Annotated in this window: 26 protein-coding genes; 14 read left to right on the top strand and 12 right to left on the bottom strand. The window is 67.8% G+C overall.

From position 1 onward, the window contains the following. Positions 1–30: 30 nt before the first annotated feature. The 4 genes from EL288_RS13885 to EL288_RS13870 all read left to right on the top strand — a co-directional run bounded on the left by EL288_RS13885 (position 31) and on the right by EL288_RS13870 (position 2,006). Positions 31–333: a type II toxin-antitoxin system HigB family toxin gene (locus EL288_RS13885; protein WP_010926747.1), complete on the top strand. Its 303-nt coding sequence runs from the start codon at positions 31–33 to the stop codon at positions 331–333. Beyond that, positions 330–707: a helix-turn-helix domain-containing protein gene (locus tag EL288_RS13880; RefSeq protein WP_003810732.1), complete on the top strand. Its 378-nt coding sequence runs from the start codon at positions 330–332 to the stop codon at positions 705–707. Before EL288_RS13885 ends, EL288_RS13880 begins: the two co-directional genes overlap by 4 nt. A 340-nt stretch (positions 708–1,047) precedes the next feature. Further along, entirely contained in the window at positions 1,048–1,455 is a 408-nt protein-coding gene (locus EL288_RS13875; RefSeq protein WP_003810733.1) for a M15 family metallopeptidase, read from the top strand. 233 nt (positions 1,456–1,688) lie between these two features. Further along, complete coding sequence (locus tag EL288_RS13870; RefSeq protein ID WP_003810735.1) at positions 1,689–2,006, top strand: hypothetical protein; 318 nt, start codon at positions 1,689–1,691, stop codon at positions 2,004–2,006. Position 2,007: 1 nt separating this feature from the next. Here EL288_RS13870 and EL288_RS13865 read toward each other — a convergent pair whose 3' ends face one another. Then, positions 2,008–2,406, bottom strand: a complete 399-nt coding sequence (locus EL288_RS13865) for a RidA family protein (RefSeq protein ID WP_003810737.1) — start codon at positions 2,404–2,406, stop codon at positions 2,008–2,010. Between the two features lie 171 nt (positions 2,407–2,577). On the opposite strand from EL288_RS13865, the gene EL288_RS13860 reads away from it, so the two are divergent. Next, positions 2,578–3,801: an NAD(P)/FAD-dependent oxidoreductase gene (locus tag EL288_RS13860; protein WP_225665783.1), complete on the top strand. Its 1,224-nt coding sequence runs from the start codon at positions 2,578–2,580 to the stop codon at positions 3,799–3,801. Here EL288_RS13860 and EL288_RS13855 read toward each other — a convergent pair. The 6 genes from EL288_RS13855 to EL288_RS13830 all read right to left on the bottom strand — a co-directional run bounded on the left by EL288_RS13855 (position 3,777) and on the right by EL288_RS13830 (position 9,141). Continuing rightward, positions 3,777–4,379 (bottom strand): TetR/AcrR family transcriptional regulator, encoded by a 603-nt coding sequence (locus EL288_RS13855; protein ID WP_003810741.1) that lies wholly within the window; start codon positions 4,377–4,379, stop codon positions 3,777–3,779. The two genes, EL288_RS13860 and EL288_RS13855, sit on opposite strands and share 25 nt — an antisense overlap. A gap of 238 nt (positions 4,380–4,617) precedes the next feature. Next, positions 4,618–5,319: an ABC transporter ATP-binding protein gene (locus tag EL288_RS13850; protein ID WP_003810743.1), complete on the bottom strand. Its 702-nt coding sequence runs from the start codon at positions 5,317–5,319 to the stop codon at positions 4,618–4,620. Continuing rightward, positions 5,313–6,095: an ABC transporter ATP-binding protein gene (locus EL288_RS13845; protein ID WP_003810746.1), complete on the bottom strand. Its 783-nt coding sequence runs from the start codon at positions 6,093–6,095 to the stop codon at positions 5,313–5,315. The genes EL288_RS13850 and EL288_RS13845 overlap by 7 nt, the downstream gene beginning before the upstream one ends. After that, the gene (locus tag EL288_RS13840; RefSeq protein ID WP_003810748.1) at positions 6,092–7,048 is read right to left on the bottom strand and encodes a branched-chain amino acid ABC transporter permease; all 957 of its coding nucleotides are present in this window, start codon (positions 7,046–7,048) and stop codon (positions 6,092–6,094) included. Before EL288_RS13840 ends, EL288_RS13845 begins: the two co-directional genes overlap by 4 nt. A 3-nt stretch (positions 7,049–7,051) precedes the next feature. Further along, entirely contained in the window at positions 7,052–7,924 is an 873-nt protein-coding gene (locus tag EL288_RS13835; protein WP_003810750.1) for a branched-chain amino acid ABC transporter permease, read from the bottom strand. Between the two features lie 77 nt (positions 7,925–8,001). Further along, positions 8,002–9,141 (bottom strand): ABC transporter substrate-binding protein, encoded by a 1,140-nt coding sequence (locus EL288_RS13830; RefSeq protein ID WP_003810752.1) that lies wholly within the window; start codon positions 9,139–9,141, stop codon positions 8,002–8,004. 360 nt (positions 9,142–9,501) lie between these two features. Between EL288_RS13830 and EL288_RS13825 the strand changes: the two genes are divergently transcribed. Genes EL288_RS13825 through EL288_RS13800 form a run of 6 tightly spaced genes read left to right on the top strand, consistent with a single transcriptional unit; the run spans position 9,502 to position 14,341 of the window. Continuing rightward, positions 9,502–10,758 carry an aromatic ring-hydroxylating oxygenase subunit alpha gene (locus tag EL288_RS13825; protein WP_033448208.1) on the top strand — a complete coding sequence of 419 codons (1,257 nt, stop codon included), beginning with the start codon at positions 9,502–9,504 and terminating at the stop codon, positions 10,756–10,758. A gap of 5 nt (positions 10,759–10,763) precedes the next feature. After that, complete coding sequence (locus EL288_RS13820; protein WP_003810756.1) at positions 10,764–11,291, top strand: aromatic-ring-hydroxylating dioxygenase subunit beta; 528 nt, start codon at positions 10,764–10,766, stop codon at positions 11,289–11,291. A 4-nt stretch (positions 11,292–11,295) separates the two neighbouring features. After that, on the top strand, positions 11,296–12,114 hold the full coding sequence (locus EL288_RS13815; RefSeq protein WP_003810758.1) for an enoyl-CoA hydratase/isomerase family protein: 819 nt from the start codon (positions 11,296–11,298) through the stop codon (positions 12,112–12,114). Continuing rightward, the gene (locus EL288_RS13810; RefSeq protein ID WP_003810761.1) at positions 12,114–12,836 is read left to right on the top strand and encodes an SDR family NAD(P)-dependent oxidoreductase; all 723 of its coding nucleotides are present in this window, start codon (positions 12,114–12,116) and stop codon (positions 12,834–12,836) included. The genes EL288_RS13815 and EL288_RS13810 overlap by 1 nt, the downstream gene beginning before the upstream one ends. A 21-nt stretch (positions 12,837–12,857) precedes the next feature. Then, entirely contained in the window at positions 12,858–13,172 is a 315-nt protein-coding gene (locus EL288_RS13805; RefSeq protein ID WP_003810763.1) for a 2Fe-2S iron-sulfur cluster-binding protein, read from the top strand. 17 nt (positions 13,173–13,189) lie between these two features. After that, complete coding sequence (locus EL288_RS13800; protein ID WP_050485284.1) at positions 13,190–14,341, top strand: CaiB/BaiF CoA transferase family protein; 1,152 nt, start codon at positions 13,190–13,192, stop codon at positions 14,339–14,341. Between the two features lie 30 nt (positions 14,342–14,371). Here the strand turns inward: EL288_RS13800 and EL288_RS13795 are convergent, their stop codons facing one another. From EL288_RS13795 to EL288_RS13775, 5 genes are all read right to left on the bottom strand, one after another. Further along, entirely contained in the window at positions 14,372–15,259 is an 888-nt protein-coding gene (locus EL288_RS13795; protein WP_015040048.1) for an alpha/beta hydrolase, read from the bottom strand. Continuing rightward, the gene (locus EL288_RS13790; RefSeq protein ID WP_003810767.1) at positions 15,256–16,575 is read right to left on the bottom strand and encodes a phenylacetate--CoA ligase family protein; all 1,320 of its coding nucleotides are present in this window, start codon (positions 16,573–16,575) and stop codon (positions 15,256–15,258) included. Before EL288_RS13790 ends, EL288_RS13795 begins: the two co-directional genes overlap by 4 nt. A 72-nt stretch (positions 16,576–16,647) precedes the next feature. Beyond that, on the bottom strand, positions 16,648–17,844 hold the full coding sequence (locus EL288_RS13785) for an acetyl-CoA acetyltransferase (protein ID WP_003810768.1): 1,197 nt from the start codon (positions 17,842–17,844) through the stop codon (positions 16,648–16,650). Positions 17,845–17,854: 10 nt separating this feature from the next. After that, positions 17,855–19,225 (bottom strand): 3-oxoacyl-[acyl-carrier-protein] synthase III C-terminal domain-containing protein, encoded by a 1,371-nt coding sequence (locus tag EL288_RS13780; protein ID WP_232018690.1) that lies wholly within the window; start codon positions 19,223–19,225, stop codon positions 17,855–17,857. A 359-nt stretch (positions 19,226–19,584) separates the two neighbouring features. Next, entirely contained in the window at positions 19,585–21,834 is a 2,250-nt protein-coding gene (locus tag EL288_RS13775) for a DUF3604 domain-containing protein (protein WP_003810772.1), read from the bottom strand. 95 nt (positions 21,835–21,929) lie between these two features. On the opposite strand from EL288_RS13775, the gene EL288_RS13770 reads away from it, so the two are divergent. The 3 genes from EL288_RS13770 (at position 21,930) to EL288_RS13760 (ending at position 25,273) form a co-directional block, all read left to right on the top strand. Next, entirely contained in the window at positions 21,930–22,835 is a 906-nt protein-coding gene (locus tag EL288_RS13770; protein ID WP_003810776.1) for a LysR family transcriptional regulator, read from the top strand. A 137-nt stretch (positions 22,836–22,972) separates the two neighbouring features. Further along, positions 22,973–23,938, top strand: coding sequence for a Bug family tripartite tricarboxylate transporter substrate binding protein (locus EL288_RS13765; protein WP_003810778.1), 966 nt, complete (start codon positions 22,973–22,975; stop codon positions 23,936–23,938). A 360-nt stretch (positions 23,939–24,298) separates the two neighbouring features. Next, positions 24,299–25,273, top strand: coding sequence for a Bug family tripartite tricarboxylate transporter substrate binding protein (locus EL288_RS13760; protein ID WP_003810779.1), 975 nt, complete (start codon positions 24,299–24,301; stop codon positions 25,271–25,273). The last annotated feature ends 7 nt before the right edge of the window (positions 25,274–25,280 follow it).

Below are 25,280 nucleotides of genomic sequence, written 5' to 3'. Positions count from 1 at the left end.
AGTCCCAAATTGGGACTATGAATTCAATTCATGCGAGTCATAGCCCTCAGCACCCTCCGCCAGTTCTGGGAAAAGCACCCAGCGGCTGAGCAGCCCCTCAAGGCTTGGGTGGACGAGGCGAGCAAGGCCCGATGGGCCCCGCCCGCGGACATCAAGGCCCAATACCGGAGCGCCAGCGTTCTCAAGAACCGGCGCGTGGTATTCAACATCAAGGGCAATGACTACCGTCTGATTGTCGCTGTCGCCTTCAAGCTAGGCATCGTCTACGTGAAATTCGTCGGCACCCATGTGGAGTACGACAGGGTCGATGCCGAGACAGTCGAAATGGAGTGAACATGGAAATCCGCCCCGTACGCACCGAGGCCGATTACAAGTCGGCTCTGAAGGAAATTTCTCGGCTCATGGAGTCGGACCCTGAGCTGGGTACGCCCGATGGCGATCGGCTGGACGTGCTGGCCACGCTGGTGCAGGCCTATGAGGCGCGGCATTACCCGATCGACCTGCCGGATCCGGTCGAGGCGATCAAGTTCCGCATGGAGCAAGGTGGCCTGACTCCCAAGGACCTGGAGCCCATGATCGGGAAGCGCAACCGGGTCTACGAGGTCTTGAACCGCAAGCGCGGTCTTACCCTGCCCATGATCTGGCGCTTGCATACCGAACTGGGCATCCCGGCTGAAAGTTTGATCCGGCCGCCGGCGCACGCCTAGTCAGGCTCGCGTGGTGCCCTGGATTCTGCCGCAGGTGCAAGTCCTTCCGCAGCCGCCAGCAATGGCGGCTGTTTTCTCTTCCGGCGCCTGCGCGGCCCGAGAGTCTTGATCCTTGCTGATTGCCGCCCGCGGTTCTGATACATGGAACGCGAGCGTTGCCTGTTCCACTAATCGGGCGCGGATGACGGCACGGGCCATCGGGCACGCGCCGCCGTCCGGGTAGCCCGGCATCCCGCCGGTATCCAGAACGGTTCGAGGGCATATCGATGCCAGCGTTGATGTTTTTGCGTGGCTGTGTCCTACGGCATGGCCCAGGCGTGCCGCAAGGAGGGCGTTGACCATGGGGTTTCAGCTTTCCGCGCGCGATCGCCAGCGCCTGGCCGGGGTGTACCCGGACCTGGCGGCCGTGGTGGAGGCGGCGGCCGGTGCATACAACGGGCGGTTCACCGTCCTGGAGGGCGCGCGCTCGGCGCAGCGCCAGTCCAGGCTGCTCGCTCAAGGCGTCAGCCAGACGCTGCGCAGTCTGCACATACCCCAGCCGGACGGTTGGGCCCATGCCGTGGATCTGGCGCCGCTGGTGGAGGGAACGATTCCCTGGGAGGACTGGGCGTCGTTCAAGCGGTTGGCGGAGGTGATGAAGGAGAGCGCGGCCAGGCTGGAGATACCGCTGGAATGGGGCGGCGACTGGACGACGCTCAAGGATGGGCCGCATTTCCAGCTGCCGCGCGGTTGGCGCGGGAAAGCGTGAGCGCGTTGTTCAGGTTGGTCGCGCCGTATCTGATCGGCGCTGGCGCACGCCGCGGCCGGGACCGTGCCCGGTCAATTGCCATTTGTTCCGTCCGAGGTATCGGGGTAGCCGCCATGTGGCGGCGGATTTGCAAGGACTCTTGTAGCGGGTCGGTCTGGATACTGCTTTCGGCGGAGTTACCGTTTGTGCCGTTCTTGCTAGTCTGCTCCTTCGCACGACCAAGGAGGGTGGCAATGAAAACATTCCGGTATGCAGTCGGCCTGGCGGGCCTGCTGGTCGCCAGCCACGCGATGGCTCAGTATGGCGTCTGGACGAAGAAAAGCGCCAACGGATCATGGGTGGCACCGCGGACGGGCTTTACTTCGCTCGTCCTGTCTCAAGCCGAAATCAATGCGTTTCGCGAGTGCGTGCTGCCTGGCAGGTCGGGGGGCGATAACAGCGCGACCAGGATCGTGGAAACCGCCACGGGCAAGGAAGTGAAGCTGCTCGATTGCGAAGCGATGCGCGCCGAGCGCAAGGCCGAGCAGGACAGGTTGAATGCAAAGAAGTAGCTCAGTCCAGCATGGCTTCGGCCTCGATCTCGATCAGCCATTCGGGTAGCGACAGGCCGCTGACGATGATCCAGGAGGAGGGCGGCGGGTTGTCCGGAAAGCGGCGGCGCAGCGCGTCGGCGACGACTTCCTGATCGCCGCGCGCGTCTTCGCAGATGTAGATGCGCAGCATGATGATGTGCCGCATCGCGGCGCCGGCGGCCGCCAGCACGCGTTCGATGTTGTCCAGCGCGGCGTCGGTCTGCTCGTTCAGGCCGGGGCCCACGGTGCGTTCCTGGGCGTCGACGCCGACCTGGCCGGACAGCATGATGCGGCGCTGCCCTGTGACGATCAGCCCCTGGCTGAAGCCGTATTGCAGGGAGTCGAAGACGGTGTCGGGGTTGAGGGCGGTTCTGGGCATGCCGGCTCCTGTCTGTGCCTAGGGATGTGAGGGCATTCTATTGCGTCCCGGCGTCCCGGCGTCCCGGCGTAGCGGCCGGGCGGGCGACGCAACGCGGATATTGCAATCCGGCATGGCGTTCTTATAATAATCAGATCGGTCGATTAATTAATTACGGGAAACGCTATGGCCATGGACAGTATCGCAATCATTGGCGCCGGACAGGCGGGCGCGGCGTTGGCGGCCCGCCTGCGCCAGGCCGGTTTCCAGGGCGGAATCGACGTTTTTGGCGCCGAGAGCGCGCCGCCTTACCAGCGGCCGCCCCTGTCCAAGAAATACCTGGCGGGCGACTGGGAGCAGGAGCGTTTGTGGCTGCGTCCGGCGCAGTTCTGGCGCGAGCAGGGCATTGCGCTGCACCTGGGCGGCACGGTCGAGGCGCTGGACCTGGCCTCGCGCACGCTGCGCTGCGGCGGCCGGCGCCATGGCTGGCGCAAGCTGGCGTTGACCACGGGCGCCGCGCCGCGCCCTTTGCCGGCGGCGTTCGCGGGCCGCAGCAATGTGTTCGAGCTGCGCAATCTGGCCGACGTGCAGCGCTTGCAGCCGGCGTTCCTGGCCGGGCGCAGGTTGCTGGTGCTGGGGGGCGGCTATATCGGGCTGGAAACGGCCGCGGTCGCCGCGCAGGCGGGGTTGTCGGTGCAGGTGGTGGAGCGCGCGTCCCGGGTCCTGGAGCGGGTGGCGTGCCCGGCCACGGCCGCGGCCATCCGCGCCCTGCACCAGCGCCACGGGGTGCTCATCCATGAGGGGCGCACGGTGGTGGGTACCGAAGGCGACGAGGCTCTAACCGGCGTGGAGCTGGACAATGGGCTGCGTATTGCCTGCGACCTGGTGGTGGCCGGGGTGGGGGTGGCGCCGCAAACGGCGCTGGCCGAGGCGGCCGGGATCGATTGCGACGACGGGATCCTGGTCGATGCGTACGGACGTACCTCGGCGCCGGATGTCTGGGCGGCGGGGGATTGCGCGCGGTTCGTGCTGGGCGGCGAGCCGGCGCGGCTCGAGAGCGTGCAGAACGCCATCGACCAGGCCGAGGCGGTGGCCGACGATATGCTGGGGCAGGGGCGGCCGTATCAGCCCGTCCCGTGGTTCTGGTCGGATCAATACGACATGAAGCTGCAGATCGTCGGGCTGAACCGCGGCTACGACGCGGTGGTCAGCCATGCGTCGGCCAAGGGCGAGTCGCATTGGTACTTCCGCGCCGACCGCTTGATTTCGGTCGATGCGCTCAATGACGGGCGGGCGTATATGGTCGGCAAGAAGCTGCTGGAAGCCGGGCGCGCGGTCGGCCGTGGCGAGGTCGAGCGGCCCGGCTTCGAGCCGATGCAGTTGCTGCGCGATCAGGCCGAGGGCAGGTTGAGGTAGCCGTCCAGGAACAGTTGCACGGTGCGCTCGGCGAGCGCATCGGGCGAGACGCTGCCATCGGCCTTGTACCAGGTGTAGGTCCAGTTGATCATGCCGAAGAACAGCATGGTGTCGACGTGGGCCAGGGTGCGGTTGGCGGCCATGTCGGGGCGCAGTTGCAGAAGCGCGTCGCGCACATAGGCGATCAGTTCGCGCTGCTTGGCGATCAGCGCCTTGCGCTGGTCTTCGGGCAGGGCGTCCAGGCAGGTCAGCATCACGACGTGCCGGTCGCGCGAGGTGGCGTAGATCTCGAGAAACAGCTTTACGATCTGGAGAAAGCGCGTCTTCGGTTCGTTCGAGCCGTACAGGACCTGGCGGCAGCGTTCCAGCAGGGAGTCGACGTGCGTGGTGAGCATGTCGCGCAATACCGCTTCCTTGCTGTCGAAGTAATGGTACAGGCGCGATTTCGAGCACTCGCAGGCCCGGGCGATATCGCCAATGGATGTTTCCGAGTAGCCTTGGCGCGCAAACATTGCCGCCGCGCGCTCGATGATGGTGTCGCGGATATTCTCGTAATCCGCAGATCTCGTACGGGCCAAAACACCTCCGATGACGCGAGTGCCGCGATGGCTGTTCGTCGTGCCGCTGTTCGTCGTACACTCGCCGCCTGCAGTGGGCGGTGCCTGGCATAGGCAGGACGCGCCCGCTTAAGACGCTGCCCGATGCCAAGCAACGACAGCGCGTGAACTCATGACTGAGGCAACCTCTAATTGTAGGGCCACATGGCCCCGGGGGCAATGCGCGGGCCGGCCCGCGCCGCAGGGTTCACCGCATGGTTCATATCCCCAGGTAGGCGGCGCGTATGCGCGGGTCGGCGATCAAGGCGCTGGCCGCGCCTTGCATGGTGATGTTGCCGGTTTCCATGACGTAGCCCCGGTCGGCGATCTGCAGCGCGCCGTAGGCATTCTGTTCGATCAGCAGCACGGTGACGCCGAGCGCCTTCAGTCCGCGGATGACGTCGAAGATCTGCTGCACGATGATCGGCGCCAGGCCCATCGAGGGTTCGTCCAGCAGCAGGCAGGACGGCCTGCCCATCAGGGCGCGCGCCATCGCCAGCATCTGCTGCTGCCCGCCCGACAGGCCGCCTGCGGCCAGATGGCGTTTTTCGCGCAGGATGGGGAACATCTGGAAGGCGTCGTCCATGTCGCGTTCGACCCGGTCGTCGGCGTACAGGTAGGCGCCCAGCCGCAGGTTTTCCTCGACGCTGAGGTTGGTGAAGATCTGCCGGCCTTCGGGCGAGTGCGCCAGCCCGCGCGCCAGGCGGCGATGGGCGGGCACGGCGGCCAGGGCCTCGCCGCGAAAGGTAATGGCGCCGGCCGAGACGGGCTGCACGCCGGACAGGCAGCGCAGCAAGGTGGTCTTGCCCGCGCCATTGGCGCCGACGACGGTGACGATCTCGCCGCTGTCGACCTGCAGGTCGATGCCGTGCAGCACTTCGATGCGCCCGTAGCACGAGCGTAGTCCTTGCACGGTCAGCATGGGCGGTCTCCCGGCTGGCTGTCGGTGCCCAGGTAGGCGGCGATGACCGCCGGGTCGCGGCTGATGGCGTCCGGCGGGCCTTCGGCGATTTTCTCGCCGTGATCGAGCACGACGATGTGGCTGGAAATGCGCATGACCATTTTCATATCGTGTTCGACCAGCAGGATGGCGACGCCCGTGGCGGCGACCTCGGCGATCAGGTGGTCGATTTCCTCGGTTTCGACCGCATTGCAGCCGGCGGCCGGTTCGTCCAGCAGCAGCACCTTGGGCTGCAGGGCCAGCGCGCGGGCGATCTCCAGCCGCTTGAGCGAGCCGTAGGAGAGGCTGGCGGCCTCGCGTTCGGCCGCGCGTTCCAGGCCCACGCGCTGCAGGAGCGCGCGGGCGCCTTCTTCGGCGCGCCGGGCGCGGGCCTGCGAGGCGCGCAGGTTGAAGAGGTCGGACAGCAGCGCGCCTTGCTCCTGCAGGTGAAAGCCCGCGATGGCGTTCTCCAGCACGGTCATGTTCTGGAAGATCTGCAGGTTCTGGAAGGTGCGCGACATGCCGCGCCGCGCCAGGCGGAACGGCGCCATGCCGGTGACGTCGTCGCGGTCCAGCACGACGCGGCCGGCGCCGGGCCGGTAGATGCCCGAGATCATGTTGAACAGGGTGGTCTTGCCCGCGCCGTTGGGCCCGATGACGGACACGATCTCGCCCGGCTCGACGCTGAACGCGACGTCGTGCACGGCGCGCAGGCCGCCAAAGGTAATGCCCAGGCCGTGGATTTCCAGCAGGCTCATTTTTTCCTTCCTCGTATCGTGCGCATGATGGACGGAACCAGGCCTTCGGGCAGGAAGATCATGACCAGCATCATGGTCAGGCCCAGGATGAGGGGTTCGTAGTCGGCGAACACCGTCAGCACCTGCGGAAGCAGGGTCAGCAGGCTCGCGCCGAAGATTGCGCCGGCGACCGAGCCGACGCCGCCCAGCACCGCCATGGTCACCATTTCGATCGAGTGCATGAAGCCCGCGATGTCCGGCGTGATGAAGCGGTTCTGCAGCGCCAGCAGCGAGCCCGAGACCGAGGCGTACACGGCCGAGACGACAAACGCCTTGAGCTTGGCGCCCGCCACGTCGATGCCGACGGTGCCGGCGGCGATCTCCGAACCGTGCAGCGCGCGCAGCGCCCGCCCTGTCGGGCTGTGGTAGAGGTTGAGCGCGAGCCAGGCGCCGATCACCAGCGCGATGCCCGTCATGGCGTACCAGAACTGGCCATTGGACAGGTCCAGGCCCCAGCCCTTCAACAGGCTGCGCAGACCGGGGTCGGGCACGGCGATGCCGTCCGGCCCTTTGGTGAGCTGGCGTTCATTGTTCAGCACCATGGCCACCAGGATGCCGAAGCCCAGCGAGGCCACGCCCAGGTAGTAGCCCTTCAGGCGCAGGATGGGGCGGCCGACCAGCCACGCCAGCGCGCCCGAGACGGCCGCGCCCAGCACGACCGACAGCGCCGAGGGCAGCCCGAGGTGCACGGGCGCCAGCGCGCAGGCATAGCCGCCGATGCCGGCGAATCCCGCGTGTCCCAGGCTGATCTGGCCGGCGTAGCCGGTCAGGATGACGATGCCGGTGACCGCCAGCGCGTTGACGAAAATTGTCGAGCCCACGCGGAAGTAATAGCCGGAGGGGAAGAACAGCGGGGCGATGGCGATCAGCGCGGCCAGGACGATCAGCGTCCAGTGTTTCGATGATATCCGCATGGCTTATACGCGATCCGTGGACTTGTGTCCGAACAGTCCCTGCGGCATGAAGAACAGCACCGCGAGAATGGTGAGGAAGGCCGCCGCGTCCTTGTACTGCGACGACAGGTAGCCGGCGGTCAGGGATTCCAGCAGGCCGAGCAGAATGCCGCCGGCCAGCGCGCCCTTGGGGCTGCCCATGCCGCCCAGCATGGCGGCGGCAAAGCCCTTGAGCGCCAGGGTCAGGCCCACGTCGTACGAAGTCAGCGTGATCGGCGTGATCAGCACGCCGGCCAGGGCGCCGATGGCCGCCGACAGCGCGAACGACAGGGTCATGATGAATCGGGTGTTGATCCCGACCAGGCGGGCCGCCAGGCGGTTGTTCGAGGTGGCCAGCACCGCGCGGCCTATCAGTGTCCTGGTGAAGAACAGCCACAGGACGATGAATACCGCCACCGCGCCGCCGATCATCCACAGGCTTTGCGACAGGATGGTGGCGCCCAGCACGTGTATCGGGTCGTCGCCCGAGAACGCGGGCAGGCTGTGGATCTGCTTGCCGAACAGGCTTTGCACCGCGCCCCGGATGAAGATCGAGGCGCCGATGGTGATGATGATGAGCGAGACGACGGGGGCGCCGCGCGCCGGCTCGATCGCCAGGCGGTTCAACGCCACGCCTGTCGCGGCGGTCACGGCGATGGCGAGCAGCGCGGCCAGCGGCAGCGCCAGGCCCGCGCCGTGCGCGAAGACAGTGATCATGCCGCCCAGCATGACGAACTCGCCCTGGGCAAAGTTCACCACGCCGGTCGCGTTGAAGATGATCGCGAACCCGAGGGCGACGAGCGCGTAGACCGCGCCCACTGTCACTCCCGAGAAAATGAACTGCATGAATTCCGACATGGGCACTCCGGCGTTTGTCTGGACTGGGATGGCGGGCCCGTGCTCGGTGCGCCGGCGACGGGCCGCCGTTCAGGCGCTCAGTCGACGACTTTCCACTTGCCGCCGCGGATCTCGAGCACGCGGAAGGCCGAGAGGTCCAGGCCCAGGTGATCGGTCGGCGAGAAGGTGTAGACGCCGGTGGTGCCGGCCAGCTTGCTGGTTTTCTCGATCGCGTCGCGGATCGCGGTGGGCTTGGTCGAGTCGGCGCGGTTCAGCGCATCGACCAGGATCAGGAAGGCGTCGTGCGCATAGCCGCCGAACGTGCCCACGGGGGCGCCGGTCTTGGCTTCGAAGGCCTTCTTGTAGGCGATGGACGGCGCGGCCTGGGGATCGCTGGCGGGCAGCAGGTCCGCCACCAGCAGCGCGGTTCCCGGCAGGCGGAAGCCTTCGACGACGTCGGCGCCGGCCAGGTCGATATAGCCCTGCGATGCGACGCCGTGCGAGGCGTAGAACGGCAGGCTCATGCCGAGCTGGCGGTAGTTGCGCGCCAGCACCGCCGCGCTTTGGCCGAACCCCGGGTTCAGGACTGCCTGCACGCCGGGGATGCTCCGGATCTTGGTCAGCTGCGCCGTCATGTCGGCGTCCTTGGGCTCGTAGGTTTCGCTGCCCACCAGTTCGATGCCGTACTGGCCGGCCACGGCCTTGCACTGCGCCTGCATGGAAGCGCCGAAGCCGTCCGTGGAGCCGATCAGCGCCACCTTGGTCCAGCCGTTCTTGCGCATGTCGGCAAACACCTTCTGGCATGCCATGCGGTCGGTATGCGGCGTCTTGAAGGTATAGGGCTTGACCGGGTCGATGATGTCGATGGCGCCGGCCAGCGAGATGAACGGCACCTTGGCGTCTTCGGCGACCGACAGGATGGACATCGAGGTGCCGGTGGTGGTGCCGCCGATGATGGCCTGCACTTCGTCGTCCTCGACCAGCCGGGTGGCGAAGGTGCGCGCCTTGTTGGCGTCGCCGCCGTCGTCGTACAGCACCAGCTTGATCTGCTCGCCCTTGATGCCGCCGCGCGCGTTCAGTTCCTGCACGAGCAGTTCCAGGGTGCGGGCTTCGGGGTCGCCCAGGATGCCGGCCGGGCCGGTGGCCGAGACCGAGGCGCCGAGCCGGATCTCGGCCGCGGCGGGCAGGGCGCAGCCCAGTGCGAGCAAGCCCGCGACGATTGCCTTGCTTGTGTTCATGACTCCTCCTGTATGGCGGCTCGATATGTGGTGTGAGCCTATTATTGAACAACCGTTCGTGTAATTTATCAGGGCTTGAGAGGCTTGGCTATAGTCGGTTCCGCGCTTTTCCGACACGCTGCGGGTAGCCTGGTGTTTTGTAAAAACGCTTATAAATCAAATAGATATGTTTTCTTTTAAGGTGTTTTTAAGAAATCTCCCTAATGGTTTCCCCTGATTCGATTCCCGGAAGTTGTTGTAAAAACCGAATGGTCGGTTGGTTATAAAAATCTGTACTTGACATGCCATCGCCTCCTCATTTATAAATCGAACGACCATTCGGATTATTAAATAATTCACAAACCATCGGAGGTGAGGGCGATGTCTTCCATCAGGAACGAGATCGACTACCGGGCGCTGATCGAGCCCACGCGGATCAATAGCCGCCTGTACGTCGATCCGGAGATCTTCCAGGAGGAGCTGGACAAGATCTGGCACAGGACCTGGGTATACGTGGGTCACGTCAGCGAAGTGCCCAACAAGAACGACTACGTGACCAAGAGCATCGGCACGACGCCGGTGCTGTTGCTGCGGGACCGCGACGGCGAGATCCGCCTGTTGCTGAACAAGTGTCCGCACCGGGGCAACCAGCTGTGCGCCTACAAGGAAGGCAACCGCAGCACCTTCACGTGCCCGTACCACTCGTGGACCTTCTCGAACACCGGCGACCTGATGGGGTACGCGCTGGCCGACGGCTACGAGGGCGCCTCCAAGGCTGGCGTCGGGCTCGGCAAGGTGGCGAGGATCGGCATCTATCGCGGCTTCGTGTTCGGATCGTTCGCCGAAACCGGCCCGAGCCTGGACGAGCACCTGGGCGGGGCCAAGGCCGCCATCGACCAGTTGTGCGACAACTCGCCCAACGGCGAGCTGGACCTGCGCGCCGGGTTCCTGCAGCACCGGGCCAAGGCCAACTGGAAGTTCATGCTGGAGAACGAGACCGACGGCTACCACCCCGGCTTCGTGCATGGTTCCATCTTCCAGGTCACCAACAGTCCGATCGCCAATCTCTACGGCAAGGATTCGACCGCGCTGACGCGCGACTACGGCAACGGCCATACCGAGTTCGATCTGCGGCCGGAGTGGCGGCGCATCGACAAGCCGCTGTACTGGTTCGGCTCGTCGGTCGAGCGGATGGCGGACTACGCCGTCGCGATGGACCAGGCCTACGGCGCCGAGCGGGCGCGCCAGATCATGATCGACGGCTCGCCGCACACGATGATCTTCCCCAATCTGTTCATCGCGGAGATCCAGATCTTCGTGCTGCAGCCGGTATCGGTGGAGGAAACCATCCAGCACGTGACGGCGGTGCAGTTCAAGGACGCGCCCGACATCAACCGCCGGCTGCGCCAGCAGACCATGGGTTCGGTCGGGCCGGCCGGCCTGCTGCTGGCCGACGATACGGAGATGTACGAGCGCAACCACCGCGGCGCGAAGATCCGCGACCCCGAATGGCTGATGCTGACCCGCGGCCTGCATCGCGAGCGCAAGGACGAGAACGGCTACACCGTCGGGCATTCGACCGACGAGGTCCCGCAGCGCGGGATCTGGCGCCACTATTTCAAGCTGATGCAGGAGTAATCCGGATGACCGCACGCCCCGAAACCCGTCCGGCCGCTGACGATCTGCAGGCGCTGGACGAACTGACGCTGCACCATCGGGTGTCGCAGTTTCTCTATCACGAGGCCCGGCTGCAGGACACGCACGACTACCAGGGCTGGGAGTCGCTCTGGGAGGATGACGCCATCTACTGGATTCCGGCCAATGGCGACGATATCGATCCCGAGCAGAAGATGTCGGTGATCTACGACAACCGGTCGCGCATCCGTGTCCGCATCGAACAGTTGCTGACCGGCCGCCGCCATACGCAGACGCCGCGCTCGGCGCTGGCGCGCCTGATTTCCAACATCGAGATCGTCGATGTCGCGGGGCAGGAAGTGACGGCGCTGGCCAATGTGCTGATCTACGAGGACAACCTGCGCGGCGAAACGCATTGGGCCGCCCGCAACGAGTACCGGCTCCGGCTGGTCGATGGCGCCTTCCGCCTGGTGCGCAAGAAGATTGCCCTGGTCAATGGCGCCAAACCGATTTTCACCCTGTCCTTCCTGGTATGAGGAGATGACGATGACGACTGCAAACCCCGAGACCTGGATTGGCGAGGGTCCTGTGCTGCTGGACTATGCGGACCATGTGGCCCGCATCACGTTGAACCGGCCCGATGCGGCCAACGGCATGAATATCGAATTCATGAAGGCGTTGCACGAAGCGGTGATGCGCTGCCACCGCGAGCCCGATGTGCGCGTGGTGCTGTTGCGCGGCGCGGGCAAGCATTTCTGCGCCGGCGGCGATGTGCGCGAGTTCGCCAGCAAGGGCGAGGGCCTGGGCGACTTCCTGCGCGAAGTGACCGCCTGGCTGCAAATGGCCATCGGCGCGCTGATCAGGCTGGACGCCGTCGTGGTGGCGCAGGTGCAGGGCTACGCGGCCGGCGGCGGCGGCCTGGGCCTGGTATGCGCGGCCGACATCGTCGTCGCCGCGCAGGGCGCCAGGTTCCTGGCCGGCGCCACGCGCGTGGGCATGGCGCCGGACGCGGGCAGCTCGGTCATCCTGCCGCATCTGATCGGTTTTCGCCGCGCCATGGAAATGATGCTGTCGAACCGCACGGTGGGCGCCGACGAGGCGCTCGAGATGGGCCTGGTCAACCAGGTGGTCGCCGACGCCGAGCTGGACGAGAGCGCGGCCCGCCTGGCCGCGACCTACGCCGCCGGAGCGCCGCTGGCGCAGGCGGCGACCAAGCGCCTGTTGTGGAACACGCTGCAGGTCGAACGGGCGCTGCCCGAGGAGGCCCGTACCGTATCGACCCTGTCGGCCACGGCCGACAGCCGGGAAGGGCTGGCGGCGGTGATCGGGAAGCGCCAGCCGGTTTTCCGGAGGCACTGATGCCGCGGCACGCGCTCGTTACCGGCGGCGCCAACGGCATCGGCGCGGCCACCGTCGCGCAGCTATGCCGCGACGGCCTGCGCGTCACGTTCTGCGACCGCGACGCGCAGGCGGGCGCCAGCGTGGCCCAGGCCACCGGCGCCCGCTTTGTCGCGCTCGACGCCACGGACGCCGAGGCGGTGGCCGGATTCTGCGCCGGCGCCGCGCCGTTCGACATCCTGGTCAACAACGTCGGCGCCGACCAGCACGCGTTCTTTTCCCGGACGACCCCGCAGGACTGGCGCGCGCTGCTGGCCGTCAACCTGGAGAGCGCGTTCGCCTTCACGCTGGGCGTGTTGCCCGGCATGCAGGCGGCGCGCTTCGGCCGCATCGTCAATGTGTCGTCCGAGGCGGGCCGCCTGGGTTCGCGCGGCGGGGCGGTCTACGCCGCCGCCAAGGCGGGCCTGCTCGGATTCACCCGCTCGATTGCGCGCGAGAACGCGCGCTACGGCGTAACCGCCAATGCCGTGCTGCCCGGGCCGGTCGACACGCCGATGCTGGCGCGCGCCGTCGACGTCGCGGGCGCGCAGATGCGCGCCGACCTGGAGGCGTTGACGCTGCTGCGCCGCCTGGGCCGGCCCGAGGAAGTCGCCGCGGCGATTGCGTTTTTATGCTCCGAAGCCGCCGGCTTCATCACCGGCGAGGCGCTGGGCGTCTCCGGCGGGATGGGCTGCGGCGCTTGATACACGACGGGAACGCCTCGTATGACAACGATTATTTTCATCGCCTCCAATGAGGCTCGCCACGTCGTCCAGGCGGACGACGGATTGAGCCTGATGGAGTGCGCCCGGCGCGCCAATGTGCCGGGCATCGCGGCCGAGTGCGGCGGCGCGTGCACCTGCGCCACCTGCCATGTGCATGTGGGACAGGAGTGGATGCAGGCCGTGGGCGAACCCGGCGACATGGAGCGCGACATGCTGGACTTCGCCAACGATGTCCGCGCCGAGTCGCGTCTTTCCTGCCAGATTACGGTCGCGCCGGCGCTGGAAGGGCTGACCGTCAGGGTCGCGCCGCAGTGATGGCGCAAGGAGAGGGCATGGCGCCTGCCTTGCAGGGTTTGCGCATCATCGAAATGGTGGGACTGGGGCCGGCGCCGTTCGCGGCCATGATGCTGGCCGATCACGGGGCCGACGTGGTGCGCGTCCATGCGGCGCACAGGAAGGGGGACTTCCCCTTGCTGGACAGCCGCTTCGACGTGCTGGCGCGCGGCCGCCGCTCGCTGGCGCTGGATCTGCGCGCGTCCGGCGCCAGCGATCTGCTGCTGGAACTGGTCGGCGCCGCCGATGGGCTGATCGAAGGTTTCCGGCCCGGCGTGATGGAGCGCATGGGCCTGGCGCCCGAGGCATGCCTGCGGCGCCAGCCGCGGCTGGTGTACGGGCGCATGACGGGCTGGGGCCAGCAGGGACCGCTGGCCCGCCAGGCCGGACATGATCTGAACTACCTGGGCCTGACCGGGGCGCTGCACGCCATCGGGCCGGCCGACCGTCCGCCGCCGGTGCCGCTGAACTACGTGGCGGATTTCGGCGGCGGCGGCATGCTGCTGGCGTTCGGCATGCTGGCCGCCTTGCTGGCGGTGCGTGGCGGGGCGCCGGGCCAGGTCGTCGACGCCGCCATGGTGGATGGGGCGGGCCTGCTGGCTTCGATGTTCTGGGGCTTTCGCGCCGGTGGCGGCTGGTCCGACCGGCGCGAGGGCAACCTGCTGGACGGCGGCGCCTATTTCTACGCCACCTATGCCTGCGCCGACGGGCGCTTTCTGGCCGTGGCCTGCGTCGAACGGCGCTTTCATGATCTGCTGGTCGAACGGCTGGGCCTGGACCCGGCCGTGTATACCCACGATCGCGACCCTGCCCAATGGCCGGCCTTGCGCGCGCGGCTGGCGGCGCTGTTCGCCACCCGGCCGCGCGACCATTGGGCGGCGCTGTTCGAGGACAGCGACGCCTGCGTGACGCCTGTCCTGGATTGGCGCGAAGCCGCCCATCATCCGCATGCGGCGGCCCGCGCGGGCTATATCGACGTCGAGGGGGTGACGCAGCCGGCGCCGGCGCCGCGCCTGAGCGCCACGCCGGCGCGCCAGCCCGCCGCCGCGCCCGCAGTGGGCGCGCATTCGGTCGAGGTGCTGCACGAATGGGGCCTGGCGCCCGAGCGCGTGGCCAGCGCGCTGGACAGCGGGCTGATCGTCCAGGCATGAGGGGCGGCGCGCCTTGCGCGCCGCCTGGCGCTAGTCTTGCCGCAGATGGCGGCCCAGCGCGTCGATCGACTCCCGCGCTTCGGCCAGCGCTTCGTAGATCTGGAAGTGATGGCACATGCCGGGAAAGACCTGCAGTTGCACCTGCCCGCCGGCGGCGCGCACGCGTGCGGCCAGCGTATGCGAGTCGTCCAGCGTGATGTCGTGCGCGCCGGCGTGCACGACGATGGGCGGCAAGCCTGACAGATCGTCCCAGAGCGGCGAGGCCGGCGGCGCATCCGGCGGCGGGCCGAGGCGTCCCAGATAGCTGCGCGCCATCGCGCGCAGCTGTGCCGGCTTGGAGAAAATGTCCTGTTCGGCCAGCTCCACGTAGCTGCGGCCTTGCATGGACAGATCGAGCCAGGGGGAGAGCAGCACGAGGGAGCGCGGCAGCGGCAGGCCGGCATCGCGCGCGCGCTGCGCGGTCTGCAACGCCAGGGCGCCGCCCGCGGAGTCGCCGATGATGGCCGCTGGCGCGCCGCCGTTGGCCAGCAGCCACTGGTAGGCCGCGAAGGCGTCGTCGATCGCCGCCGGATAGCGATGTTCGGGCGCGAGCCGGTACTCGACGGCCAGGATGCGGGCCTGGCCGGCCTCGGCCAGCCGGGCGATCAGGCTGGCGTGCGAGGCGATGCCGCCAATCTGGAAACCGCCGCCATGGCAGTACAGCGCGCGCCGCGCACCCTGGCCGATCCAGGCGCCGGCCAGCGCCGGCGCCAGGGGTTGGGGCCGGGGGCGGGCCATCGCCGCGCCGCGCGGCCCCACCTCGGCCAGGTAGTCGGCGAAGCTGGCGCGGATCTGCGCCAGCGACTCGGCCGCCTGCCAGGAGGCCGTGACCTCGGCCAGGCGGGCGCGGATGGCGGCCAGCGGATCGCGCGCGGTCATGCTTCGGGACGATGCAGTACGCGCACGGCCTTGGCTTCGTAGCGCGGCAGCGTGCCTTCGGGATGGCATTCGACGCAGACCTTCATGCCCAGGCGCGCGTGGATTTCCCGGCCCACTTCATGGCTGAGCTGTTCGGCCGGACGGCCGGCCTGGGCGGACGCCTCGATCGCCACGGTCATGGTGCCGATGGTCATGCATTCCTTGTCGATATAGATCTGCCAGGCTTCCTTGACCACGCCGGCGACGCCGGTGATGACGTCCTCGATCTGCGACGGGAAAACGATCACGCCCTTGAACTTGATCATGTCGTCGGAGCGCCCGATGATGCGTCCGATCTTGCGCATGCCGCGCCGTCCCGACGGGCAGTCGTAGGGGTGCGACGACAGCCTGACCAGGTCATGCGTGCGCCAGCGGATCACGGGCGAGGCTTCCTTGGTCAGGGTGGTGATGACGATCTCGCCCACTTCCCCTTCTGAGACCGGCTTGAGCGTGACCGGATCCAGGATCTCGGTCAGCACCGTGTCTTCATTGATGAGATGCAGTTCGTCGTCGGCGTGCGTGTACGGCGTCGAGATGGCCAGGATCGGGCCGCCCGCCTCGGTGGTGCCGTAGATGTTGTGCGACACGAATCCTTCGGGCATTTCCGCTTCCAGCTGGGCGCGGAATTCGGCCGAGACCGACTGGCCGCCCAGGATGGCTGTGCGCAGCGCCCAGTCGGTCTTGGGGTTGATGCCCTGGGCGCGCGCGGCCTGCGCCAGGCTCATCAGCCACAGCGGCGACATCGAGGCCACTTCGTAGGCATGGTCGCGCATCCAGCGCGCCGCCAGGTCGCCGCGGCCCGGGCCCAGCGGGAAGTTGACGCAGTCCATTTCCTTGAAGCCCTGGTCCAGCGCCAGGCCGCCGATCCACAGGCCGTAGCCGTAGCCCTGGTAGGCGCGCGCGCCGCGGCGCACGCCCGCCGCGGCCAGCAGGCGCGCGGTCTGGCTGGGCAGCAGCTCGTGCAGGTCGCGCCGCGTCAGGCCGAACATCACCGGCAGGCCGGTGGTGCCCGAGGTGGCGACGAACCGCTCCACGTCTTCGAGGGGAACGGTCAGGAACGGGTAGGGATACTGCTGGCGCAGGTCGGCCTTCTGCAGGAAGGGCAGGTGTTCGAAGGCGTCCGGCGAGGCAAGGTCGCCGGGCGTCATGCCGACGCTGGCGAAATGCTCGCGCCATTGCGGGCTGTGCTGCAGGCGCTGGCCCAATCGCGCCAGCCGCTCGCGCTGGATCTTGAGGATGCCGTCTCGGTCCAGCAGTTCTATCTCAGGGTGAAGCATGTCAGTCTCCTCCTGTGGGCAGGATGGTGTTGATAATTGTGCGCGGCCCCCGCGGGCCGGCGCGGCCCGGTGTCAGGCCGCGCCGAGTATTGTGATCGAACACACGTTCTGCGCGGGCGCGCCGCCCAGATTGTGGGTCAGGGCCAGCGAGGGCGCGGGCAGCTGGCGCGCGCCGGCGCGGCCGCTCAGTTGCAGCCAGGCCTCGTAGAGCATGCGCAGCCCCGAGGCCCCCACGGGATGGCCGAAGCATTTCAGGCCGCCGTCTATCTGGCAGGGCAGCGCCCCGTCGGCGTCGAAGCGGCCGTCGAGCATGCCGCGCCAGGCCGTGCCGGGCTCGGCCAGGCCAATGTCCTCCAGCGTCACCAGTTCGGTGATCGAGAAGCAGTCGTGCAATTCGGTCAGGCTGAGCTGCGCGCGCGGATCGTCGATGCCCGCTTCGGCGTACGCCTTGCGCGCCGCCACGCGGGTGGTGTGCACGTACGAGCCGTCCCAGTCCGATTGCTGCAGCTCCCAGCCGTTGGACGTGGCCAGCTGGATGGCCTTGACCAGGACCAGCGGGCCGCGGTTCAGGCTGCGGGCGATCTCGGGGGTGGTGACGATGGCGCAGGCGGCGCCGTCCGACACCGGACAGCAATCGAACAGTCCGATGGGGTCGGCCACCAGCGGCGCGCCGGCGGCCTGTTCGCGGCTGATGGCCTTGCGCAGGTGCGCCTTGGGATTGTGCAAGGCGTTGGCATGGCTTTTCACCGAGGTATGGGCCATGGCCGCCTTGAGGTCTTCGCGGGAGACGCCGTGGCGGGCCTGGTAGGCGCGCGCCAGCTGCGCGAAGTTGCCCGGGTTGCTGTGCGTGGGCAGGTACATGGGCGCCAGCGTGCCGCGCGAGGCCAGCGGCAGGCCGGCGAAGCCGGTGTCTTTCAGCTTTTCCACCCCGAGCGCCAGCGCGATGTCCGCGGCGCCGGAGGCGACCGCGTAGACGGCGCCGCGAAATGCCTCGGTGCCGCCGGCGCAGAAGTTCTCCACGCGCGTCACGCCGATGTCGGGCAGGCGCAGGGCCATGGCCATGGGCGTGCCGGCCTTGCCCGCGCCGATGTCGTCATAATGCGACGAGTACCAGGCCGCCTCGATGGCGCGCGGCTCGATGCCGGCGCTGGCGAGCGCCTCGGCGTAGGCCTCGACCATCAATTCTTCCTGGCCCACGTCCCAGCGTTCGCCGAAACGGGAACAGCCCATCGCCAGAATGGCGACGCGATCCTTGATTCCTGTAGCCATCAGTCTGTCCTCAATCGGCCGTCGGCGCGGCCAGCGCTTTCCAGAAATAGCGGCGGTAGCCGGTTTGCGGGTCGAGATCCTTGATGCGCAAGGCGAACGCCACGGCCGCGCCGGCCTCGAGCTGGCTGGCCTGCGGGTCGGTGAACTCCATCAGCACCCGCCCGCCGCCATCGATGTCGACCAGCCCGTAGCAATTCGGCGGGCATGGCGAAAATGCCAGCAGGTCGGCGGTGAAGGTGGCGATGCGTCCGCCCCGGTCCGCCAGCGGCCAGGGTTCCTGGGTATCGAGATGGAAGCCGCCCGTGGCGGCCAGGCGCGTGGGCGGGAACTGGACCTGGCCCGTTTCGCGGCAGCGTCCCGCCACGAAGCCGAGCAAGGCATCGGCGTTGCGCCAGGCCGTGCTCAAGGCTTCGTTGACCAGGAAACGGCCGCGCAGGCCGCGGTCCCAGGCGATGCGGCCGCGAAAGGCCAGCAGCTTCATGTAGTTGTCCTCGGCCAGCCCGCCCTGCAGGGCGGGCGAGACCGGCGCGGCCAGGCCGGCCACGGCCTCGTCGGCCTCGAACAGCAGCGCGGTCGCGCCCTGGCCGAACTGGGCGACCAGCACCTTCTGGCCGGGGGCGGCATCTTCGAGCGCGCGGCCCAGCATGACGAAGGCATGCGCCGCGCCGGTGTCGCCGCAGTTCTCGGCCAGGGTGCTGGCCAGGCGCGCCTGGCCCAGGCCGGCCTTGGCGGCGACGGCCGCCGCCACGCCGGGCACCGGGCACGGCAGTACGAAATGGTCGACCTGTTCGGGCCGCAGCGACGCCGCCTGCAGCGCACGGCCGATGGCGTCATGGACCAGCTCCAGGTAGCCGGCTTCGCGCAGCCAGCGCTCCTCCCATTCCTGCGGGTAGTCGTGGCCGGCGGCGCGGTAGCGGTCGGTGAACGGCGCGCTCAGGCTGGCGCCGCCCAGGTAGCGCAACAGCCCCGGTTCGTCGCCGGTCAGCACCGCGGCGCCGCCATCGCCGGCGCGCGCCTCGGCCGTGCTGCCCGGCAGCGCCGTGGGCAGGTCCGCCGCCGCGACCAGGGTCCGCGTGCCGCTCTCCAGGGCCATGTGCAAGGCAAGCAGGCCGGCGCGCGGCGTGCCGTGGACATCCTGGGTCAGGGTGGTCGCCGGCAGGCGCAAGGCGGCGCGCACGAAGGCCGCGTTCTGCGGTTCGGCGAACGGCGGCGTGGTGCTGGCGAACTGCAAGGCGTCGATGGCGGGGGCGGCCTGGCGGGCCAGGGCATGGCGCGCCGCGGCCACGGCCATGGTGACGCTGTCTTCGTCCCAGTAGGCCAGGGTGCGGCTGCCCTTGCCGGCGCCGGCGCCGCCGCTCAGCCAGCCCAGCGCGTTTGCCATGGCCCTGCGGGACAGGCGCAGCCGCGGGAGATGGACCCCGATAGCCAGAATGTTGGACACGCGATTGTCTCCTGCGTCGGCGCAGCCGGGCGCGAGGGCGGCCTGGCAGCACATCTATTTAAATAATAGTCAGAATGACCGGTCAATTAATAATACAGGAAACGGAATCGGGAAGAAAGAAATTTGAATGAGGGGTGTCGGGCCCGGATCCGGCGCGTGCGGCGGCCGGCGGGCGCGCCGATGGCCGCCTGGAAATCCCGTGCCGGCCAGGCGCGGAAACGATGCCGTGGCGCCGCGCCGGTCGGCGCGGATGCGCGGCAATGCCGCGGCCGCCGGGGCGGCGGCCGGGCGGGGCGGCGTTACGCCTTTCGTTCTATATAGATCGGGCTGGAGTAGATGAAGAACCCGTCTTCCGTCGTGGCGCGCAGGTACAGGGCGTTGTCCTGTTCCGTATGCAAGGGGACCTGCACGCGCGCCTTCAGGTGGCAGGCGGGGTTCTCGTCCGGCAGGCGGAACACTTGCAGGCGCCGGCGTATGCCGCCGTTCTCGAAGACCAGCGGCTCCAGGCCGATGTCGGCCACCGGGATGCGCGCCTGGATCAGGTCGGTGTCGATGCACAGCGTGCCGCGCCCGGCGTCTTCGAGCATCACGTCCACGCCGCTGAAGCCGCCCGTGGTCAGCGACTGCCAGCACAGGTGGTTGGGCTGCGGCTGTTGCAGCGTCTTGTCGAGGTTCCAGAAATTGATGGGCTTGGGGTCGACAAAGGCGTTGTCTTGCAGCGTGGCGCTGCCGTCCCATACGGTCTGCCGGCCGCGGCCGCGGTACTCCGAGCCTTCCCAGACGATGCGGATGCGGCGGCCCAGGTCGGCTGGCTTGAAGGGACGCAGGGTCTGGACCACGTCCATGCGGTTGCGCACTTCCACCGATTCGATCGGCGCCTCGGTGGCGAGGTCGAATTCGAACTCGACCATGTCGGTGTCGCAGGCCAGGATGGCGCCCATGTCCGCGCTGCGCACCTGCGTGCTCGCGGCATCGGGGGCGAGCCTGGGATCTTCGGCGTAGCGGCGCGCCGGCGCATCGAAGTGCGCCGCCACGTCCAGGTAGGCGCGGCAGCCGGTGGTGGCGTAGTGGCGGCGCTGGCGCAGGCACTCGGCCAGCGATTGGCGGCTCAGCGTGTCGGCGATCAGGCAGCTCAGTCCGCCGTAGGCGCCGAACAGCGAGGCGCCGGGATGGCTGGCGCCGTGGCGTCCCTTGTGGCCGTCGCTGTTGGCGAGGATGCCGACACGGTAGCCCTGCTTGAAGGCGTCCTCGAGCAGCCATTCGAACGTGCCCCAGTCGGAGTGGATTTCGATGGAACGTTCGATGCGCGGGTCGTGCGACAGCGTGATGTCGGCGTAGCGGCCGCCGATGTGCGCGAAGACGACGGCGTCCTCGTCCTTGATGGCCTGGAACAGCGCATCGGCGCTGTTGGCGTCGGAGTCCAGGTCGGACAGGTCGTCCACCAGGGCGTGGGACGAACGGTGCAGCGGACGGCCTTCGTGCAGGTACAGCACGTTGCGGTCGCCGCCCAGGCCGGTATTGCCCGACCATTCGTAGCCGGGGAAGATCACGAAGCGGCCGGGCTCGTCGTAGCGGGCGGTCAGGGTGTTCAGGTGCTCCCAGAATTCCTGGGTGATCTGGAAATCGTTGCCCTGGTGGCTCATCGCGTCCAGGAAGGCGCGGTCGCGCGCGAACAGGATGAGCTCCTCGGCGGAGTTGGTGCCGATGGTCTCTTCCGACTGGCCGTGCAGGTCGGCCCAGTAGTGGTTGCGCGCCGCCTGCGCGGCGACGCGGCACGGGTTGCTGCGCGCCACGACCCGGTCGCCGTGCAGGACTTCCAGGCGCAGGTCGCCGGTCTCGGCGGCGACGATGCCTTCGATCGCGTGGGCATAGGCGCCGGCTGCCATCTCGAAGGACTCGGGCATCCGCGCCATGCGCAGGTTGCTGCGCAGGGTGTAGCGGCCCTGCGCCTGGTCGGAAGGGTTGCCCCATTTGTCCTCGCCCTTGAAGCCCAGGCGCAGCGGCTGGCCGGCCAGCGACAGGCTGGGCAGCACGGCCTTGTACCGGACAGGGGGGCCGGCCACCACGGAGATCGTCGGCGAGGCCTCGATCTCGACATAGTTGTACGTGGCGAACGCGTCCACCAGCACCTTGAATTCGAAGGTCGGCTCGTGGAAGGTCTGCACGCGCATGCCGGGCGAGCCTTGGCGGGTGTCGCCGAAGCGCACGATGATCTGTTCGCCTTCCTCGAGATAGCCGCGCACGACGCGGATGAACAGGGTCTTGTCCCACGGGCGGATATTGCGCTTGCCGTCGTACTCGACGTGCAGCACCGCGCCATTGCCGGCTTCGACGGTGGTGTAGTTCCAGCCCTGCGGATCGGTGAACTGCGGCTTGCCCATGTCGCTGGCGAAGCGGTGCACGATCTTGATCGAGCCGGTGTCGTCGATGCCGAAGTAGCCGGCGGTGTAGGTGAGGGTGAAGCTGGCGAAGCTGCCCGCCTCGAAGGCGCCGGTGGGATCTATGGTGGCGGAGCCCATGAGGTGGCGGGCGTAGTCGGAGTGCGGCATGGCGGTCTCGGTGTACAGGAGGGGTTTTTGCCATGCTATGGAGGCCACGCCCATATTGCTATAGTATTCGAGCTATTCCTGCATGATGCGACGTTATGATGGATGCTATCGAATCGGTTTCCCTGCGTCAGTTGCGCGCCCTGGTCTCCATCGGGGATACGGCCAGCTTCACCGGCGCGGCCGAGCAGCTCGGCATGTCGCAGCCGTCCGTCAGCCATCTCATCCGGCGCCTCGAGGCCGAGGTGGGGCAAACGCTGGTGGTGCGCGGCCGCGAGGTGACGCTGACGCGCCAGGGCCAGGCATTGGCCGACATCGCGCGCCGGGCGATCCTCTCCATCGACGGCGCGGTGCGCGAATCGCGCGACCAGTCGGCGCTCAAGTCCGGCTCGGTCAGCGTCGCCGTCGGCCACGTCAGCGCCGCCACCCTGCTGCCGCGCATCCTGGTGGCCTTCAATCAGCGGCACCCCAATATCGAATTGATCGTGGTCGATTGCGTGGTCGAACAGATCCGCAACAAGCTGCTGTCCCACGAGGCCGACGTCGGCCTGGGCGCCGTGGTCGGCAGCGACGATTCGCGCCTGTCGACCGAGCTGCTGTGGGACGGCGGGGTGTCGCTGTTCATGCGCGACGACCATTATCTGGCTGACCGCGAAGCGATCGACGCGGCGATACTGGCCGAGCTGCCCTGCATCCAGCTCAACCCCAACGCGCCGCCCTGGCTGGTGATCAGCCGCCTGCTGGTGGCCAACGGCATCCACCCGCGCGTGGACCAGCGCGTCGTGCTGGTGTCGACCGCGGTGGGCATGATCCAGGCGGGCATGGGCGTGGCCATGTTGCCGCATGCGGCGGCGGCGCAGGCGCCGCGCGGCGTGCGGGCGGTGCCGATCCGCAATCCGTTCCTGAGTTGGCCGATTTCGCTGGTGCGGCTGTCGAACCATCCGCTTTCCCCGGCGGCGCAGGCCTTTGCCGCGATCGCGCGTGACGTGCTGCGCCGGTTTTGACGCAGCCGGGCCATTACATGACGACATGACGCTATAGCGCTTCACGCCTATTTCACGCACAGACCTTCGGATAACCTGCCTTGCAGGCGTGCCACCCGACACGGCGATGGCGCCCGACGACAAACAAGGGGAAGTGCATGAAGAACGTGTTATGGATGGCGCTGCTGGCCAGCGTCCTGTCTGAAGGCGCGCTGGCCGCGGAGTTTCCCACCCACCCGGTGACGCTGGTCGTGCCGCTGGCGGCGGGCAGTACGGCCGATATCCTGGCGCGGGCCATACAGCCGGGCCTGAGCAAGGCGCTGGGCCAGACCGTGGTGGTGGAAAACCGTCCGGGCGCGGGCGGCCAGCTCGCCATGAGCTATGTCGCCAAGCAGGCCGCCGATGGCTATACCATCGTCATGGGGTCCAATGGCACATGGGCGATCAACCTGGGCCTGTACGAGAAGCTGCCTTATCGGCCGGTCGAGGATTTCGCCCCGGTCGCGTATCTGGCGGGCGGCTCGAACATCCTGATCGTCAAGCCGAGCAGCCCGTACACCTCGGTCGCCGCGCTGATTGCCGCGATGAAGGCGGCGCCCGGGAAACTGACGTATTCCTCGGGCGGCAACGGCACCACCCATCACCTGTCCTCGGAATTGCTGAAGTCCCTGACGGATACGCAGGCCATGCACATCCCGTATGGCGGCGCGCCCCAGGGGGTCAGCGCGGTCATGGCGGGCGAAACCGACTTCGGGTTCTACAACACGCCCAGCGTGTCCAGCCTGGTCAAGGAGCGCAAGCTGCGCGCGCTGGCGGCGACCGGAACGATACGCACGCCGATGCTGCCGGAGGTCCCGACCATGATGGAGGCGGGGGTGGCCGGCTATGTGATGTCGGTGGATTTCGGCCTGCTGGCGCCAGCGGGCACGCCGGATGACGTCGTTCTCAAGCTGAACCGGGCCGCCAACGCCGCCATGGCGCAGCCGAAGCTGCAAGAGACCCTGAAGAACTATGGATTCGAGGTCTTCGAACAGGGCACGCCCGGCGATATGGCAAAGCGGGTCAACGCGGATATCGACAAATGGGTGCCCATCGTCAGGCAGGCGAAAGCCAAGGTCGACTAGCCGCCCGGCGCGGCTTTCCTTTCCCGCCGGGCGGCTGATCCGTCCGCCCGAGCAGGCGTAGCAGGGCGATACCGCTTCGCACGCGCATCCCGACGCCCGGCCGAGAGCCGGGCGCGCCTATTGCGGCGCCTTGCCGCCCCGGCATCCCATCCCGCGCGGCCCCATCCACCTTTTCGATACGTTCCGGCAAGCACCGATGCGCCGGGATTGTCGTGCGTCTGCCTTCCTAAAAATTCTTGTGAAGGAATAAATATTCAATGGCAGGAATTATTCATGGTATAGTTTTTCGACCCCGCGCCCAGGCGCCATAGAGCGGCCGCGCGGGCGGCGGTACGGCGCACGACACATTCAGGAGACAACATGAAGATCCGGTTCAAGACGCTGGTGGCGGCAGGTTGGCTGGGCGCGCTCGCGTTCGGCACGGCGGTGGCGCAGGGCGGCTATCCCAACCAGCCGATACGGTTGATGGTGGGTTATTCGCCCGGCGGTTCGGTGGATATCGTGGCGCGCGAGTACGCGCAGCACCTGGGACGCCTGCTCGACCAGTCCGTGGTGGTGGAAAACCGCGGGGGCGCCAGCGGCACGATCGCGGCGCAGGCCGTGGCCAGGGCGCCGGCCGATGGGTACACGCTGTTCTTCACGGCCAGCCCGACCGTCACCATTACCCCGGCCCTGCAGAAGACGCCGTTCGACCCGGTGAAGGACTTCCAGCCGGTGGCCTCCGTGGTGAGCTACACCAATGTGCTGCTGGTCAACGCGCAGGCGCCGTATCAGGACATCCAGGCCCTGGTGGCGGCGGCCAAGGCCGACCCCGGCAAGCTGACCTACGGATCGGCGGGCGTGGGCGCGTCGAACCACCTGTCCGGCAAGCTGTTCGAGGACAACGCGGACATCAAGCTCAGCCATGTTCCGTACAAGGGCAATGCGCCGGCCCAGAGCGACCTGATCGCCGACCGGATCACCATGCTGTTCGACCTGAACACCACGGCCAAGTCGCTGGTCGAAAGCGGGCGGGTCAAGGCGCTGGCGGTGACCTCCGGCCAGCGCAACCCGATGTTCAAGGACGTGCCGACGATGGCCGAGGCCGGCTATCCGAACTTCATTTTCGACGGATGGCTGGGCATCCTGGCGCCGGCGGGTACGCCCGAGGCCGTCGTCAAGACGCTGGCCGACGCGACCCGGAAGATACTGGCCGACAAGGCGTTCAGCGAGCGGATGCAGGCGTCGGGCTACACGATCACGGCCAGCTCACCGCAGGAACTGGGCGCAATCGTGGCGCGCGAGGGCAAGCAGTTCCAGGACCTGGCCGAGCGCGCCAATCTTCGCCAATTCTGAGGGAGCA

Origin of the sequence: Bordetella bronchiseptica (assembly GCF_900636925.1) — a bacterium.
Classification (GTDB): domain Bacteria; phylum Pseudomonadota; class Gammaproteobacteria; order Burkholderiales; family Burkholderiaceae_B; genus Bordetella; species Bordetella pertussis.
Note: the sequence above shows the minus strand (reverse complement) of the source record. Positions and strands in the feature narration are given on the sequence as shown.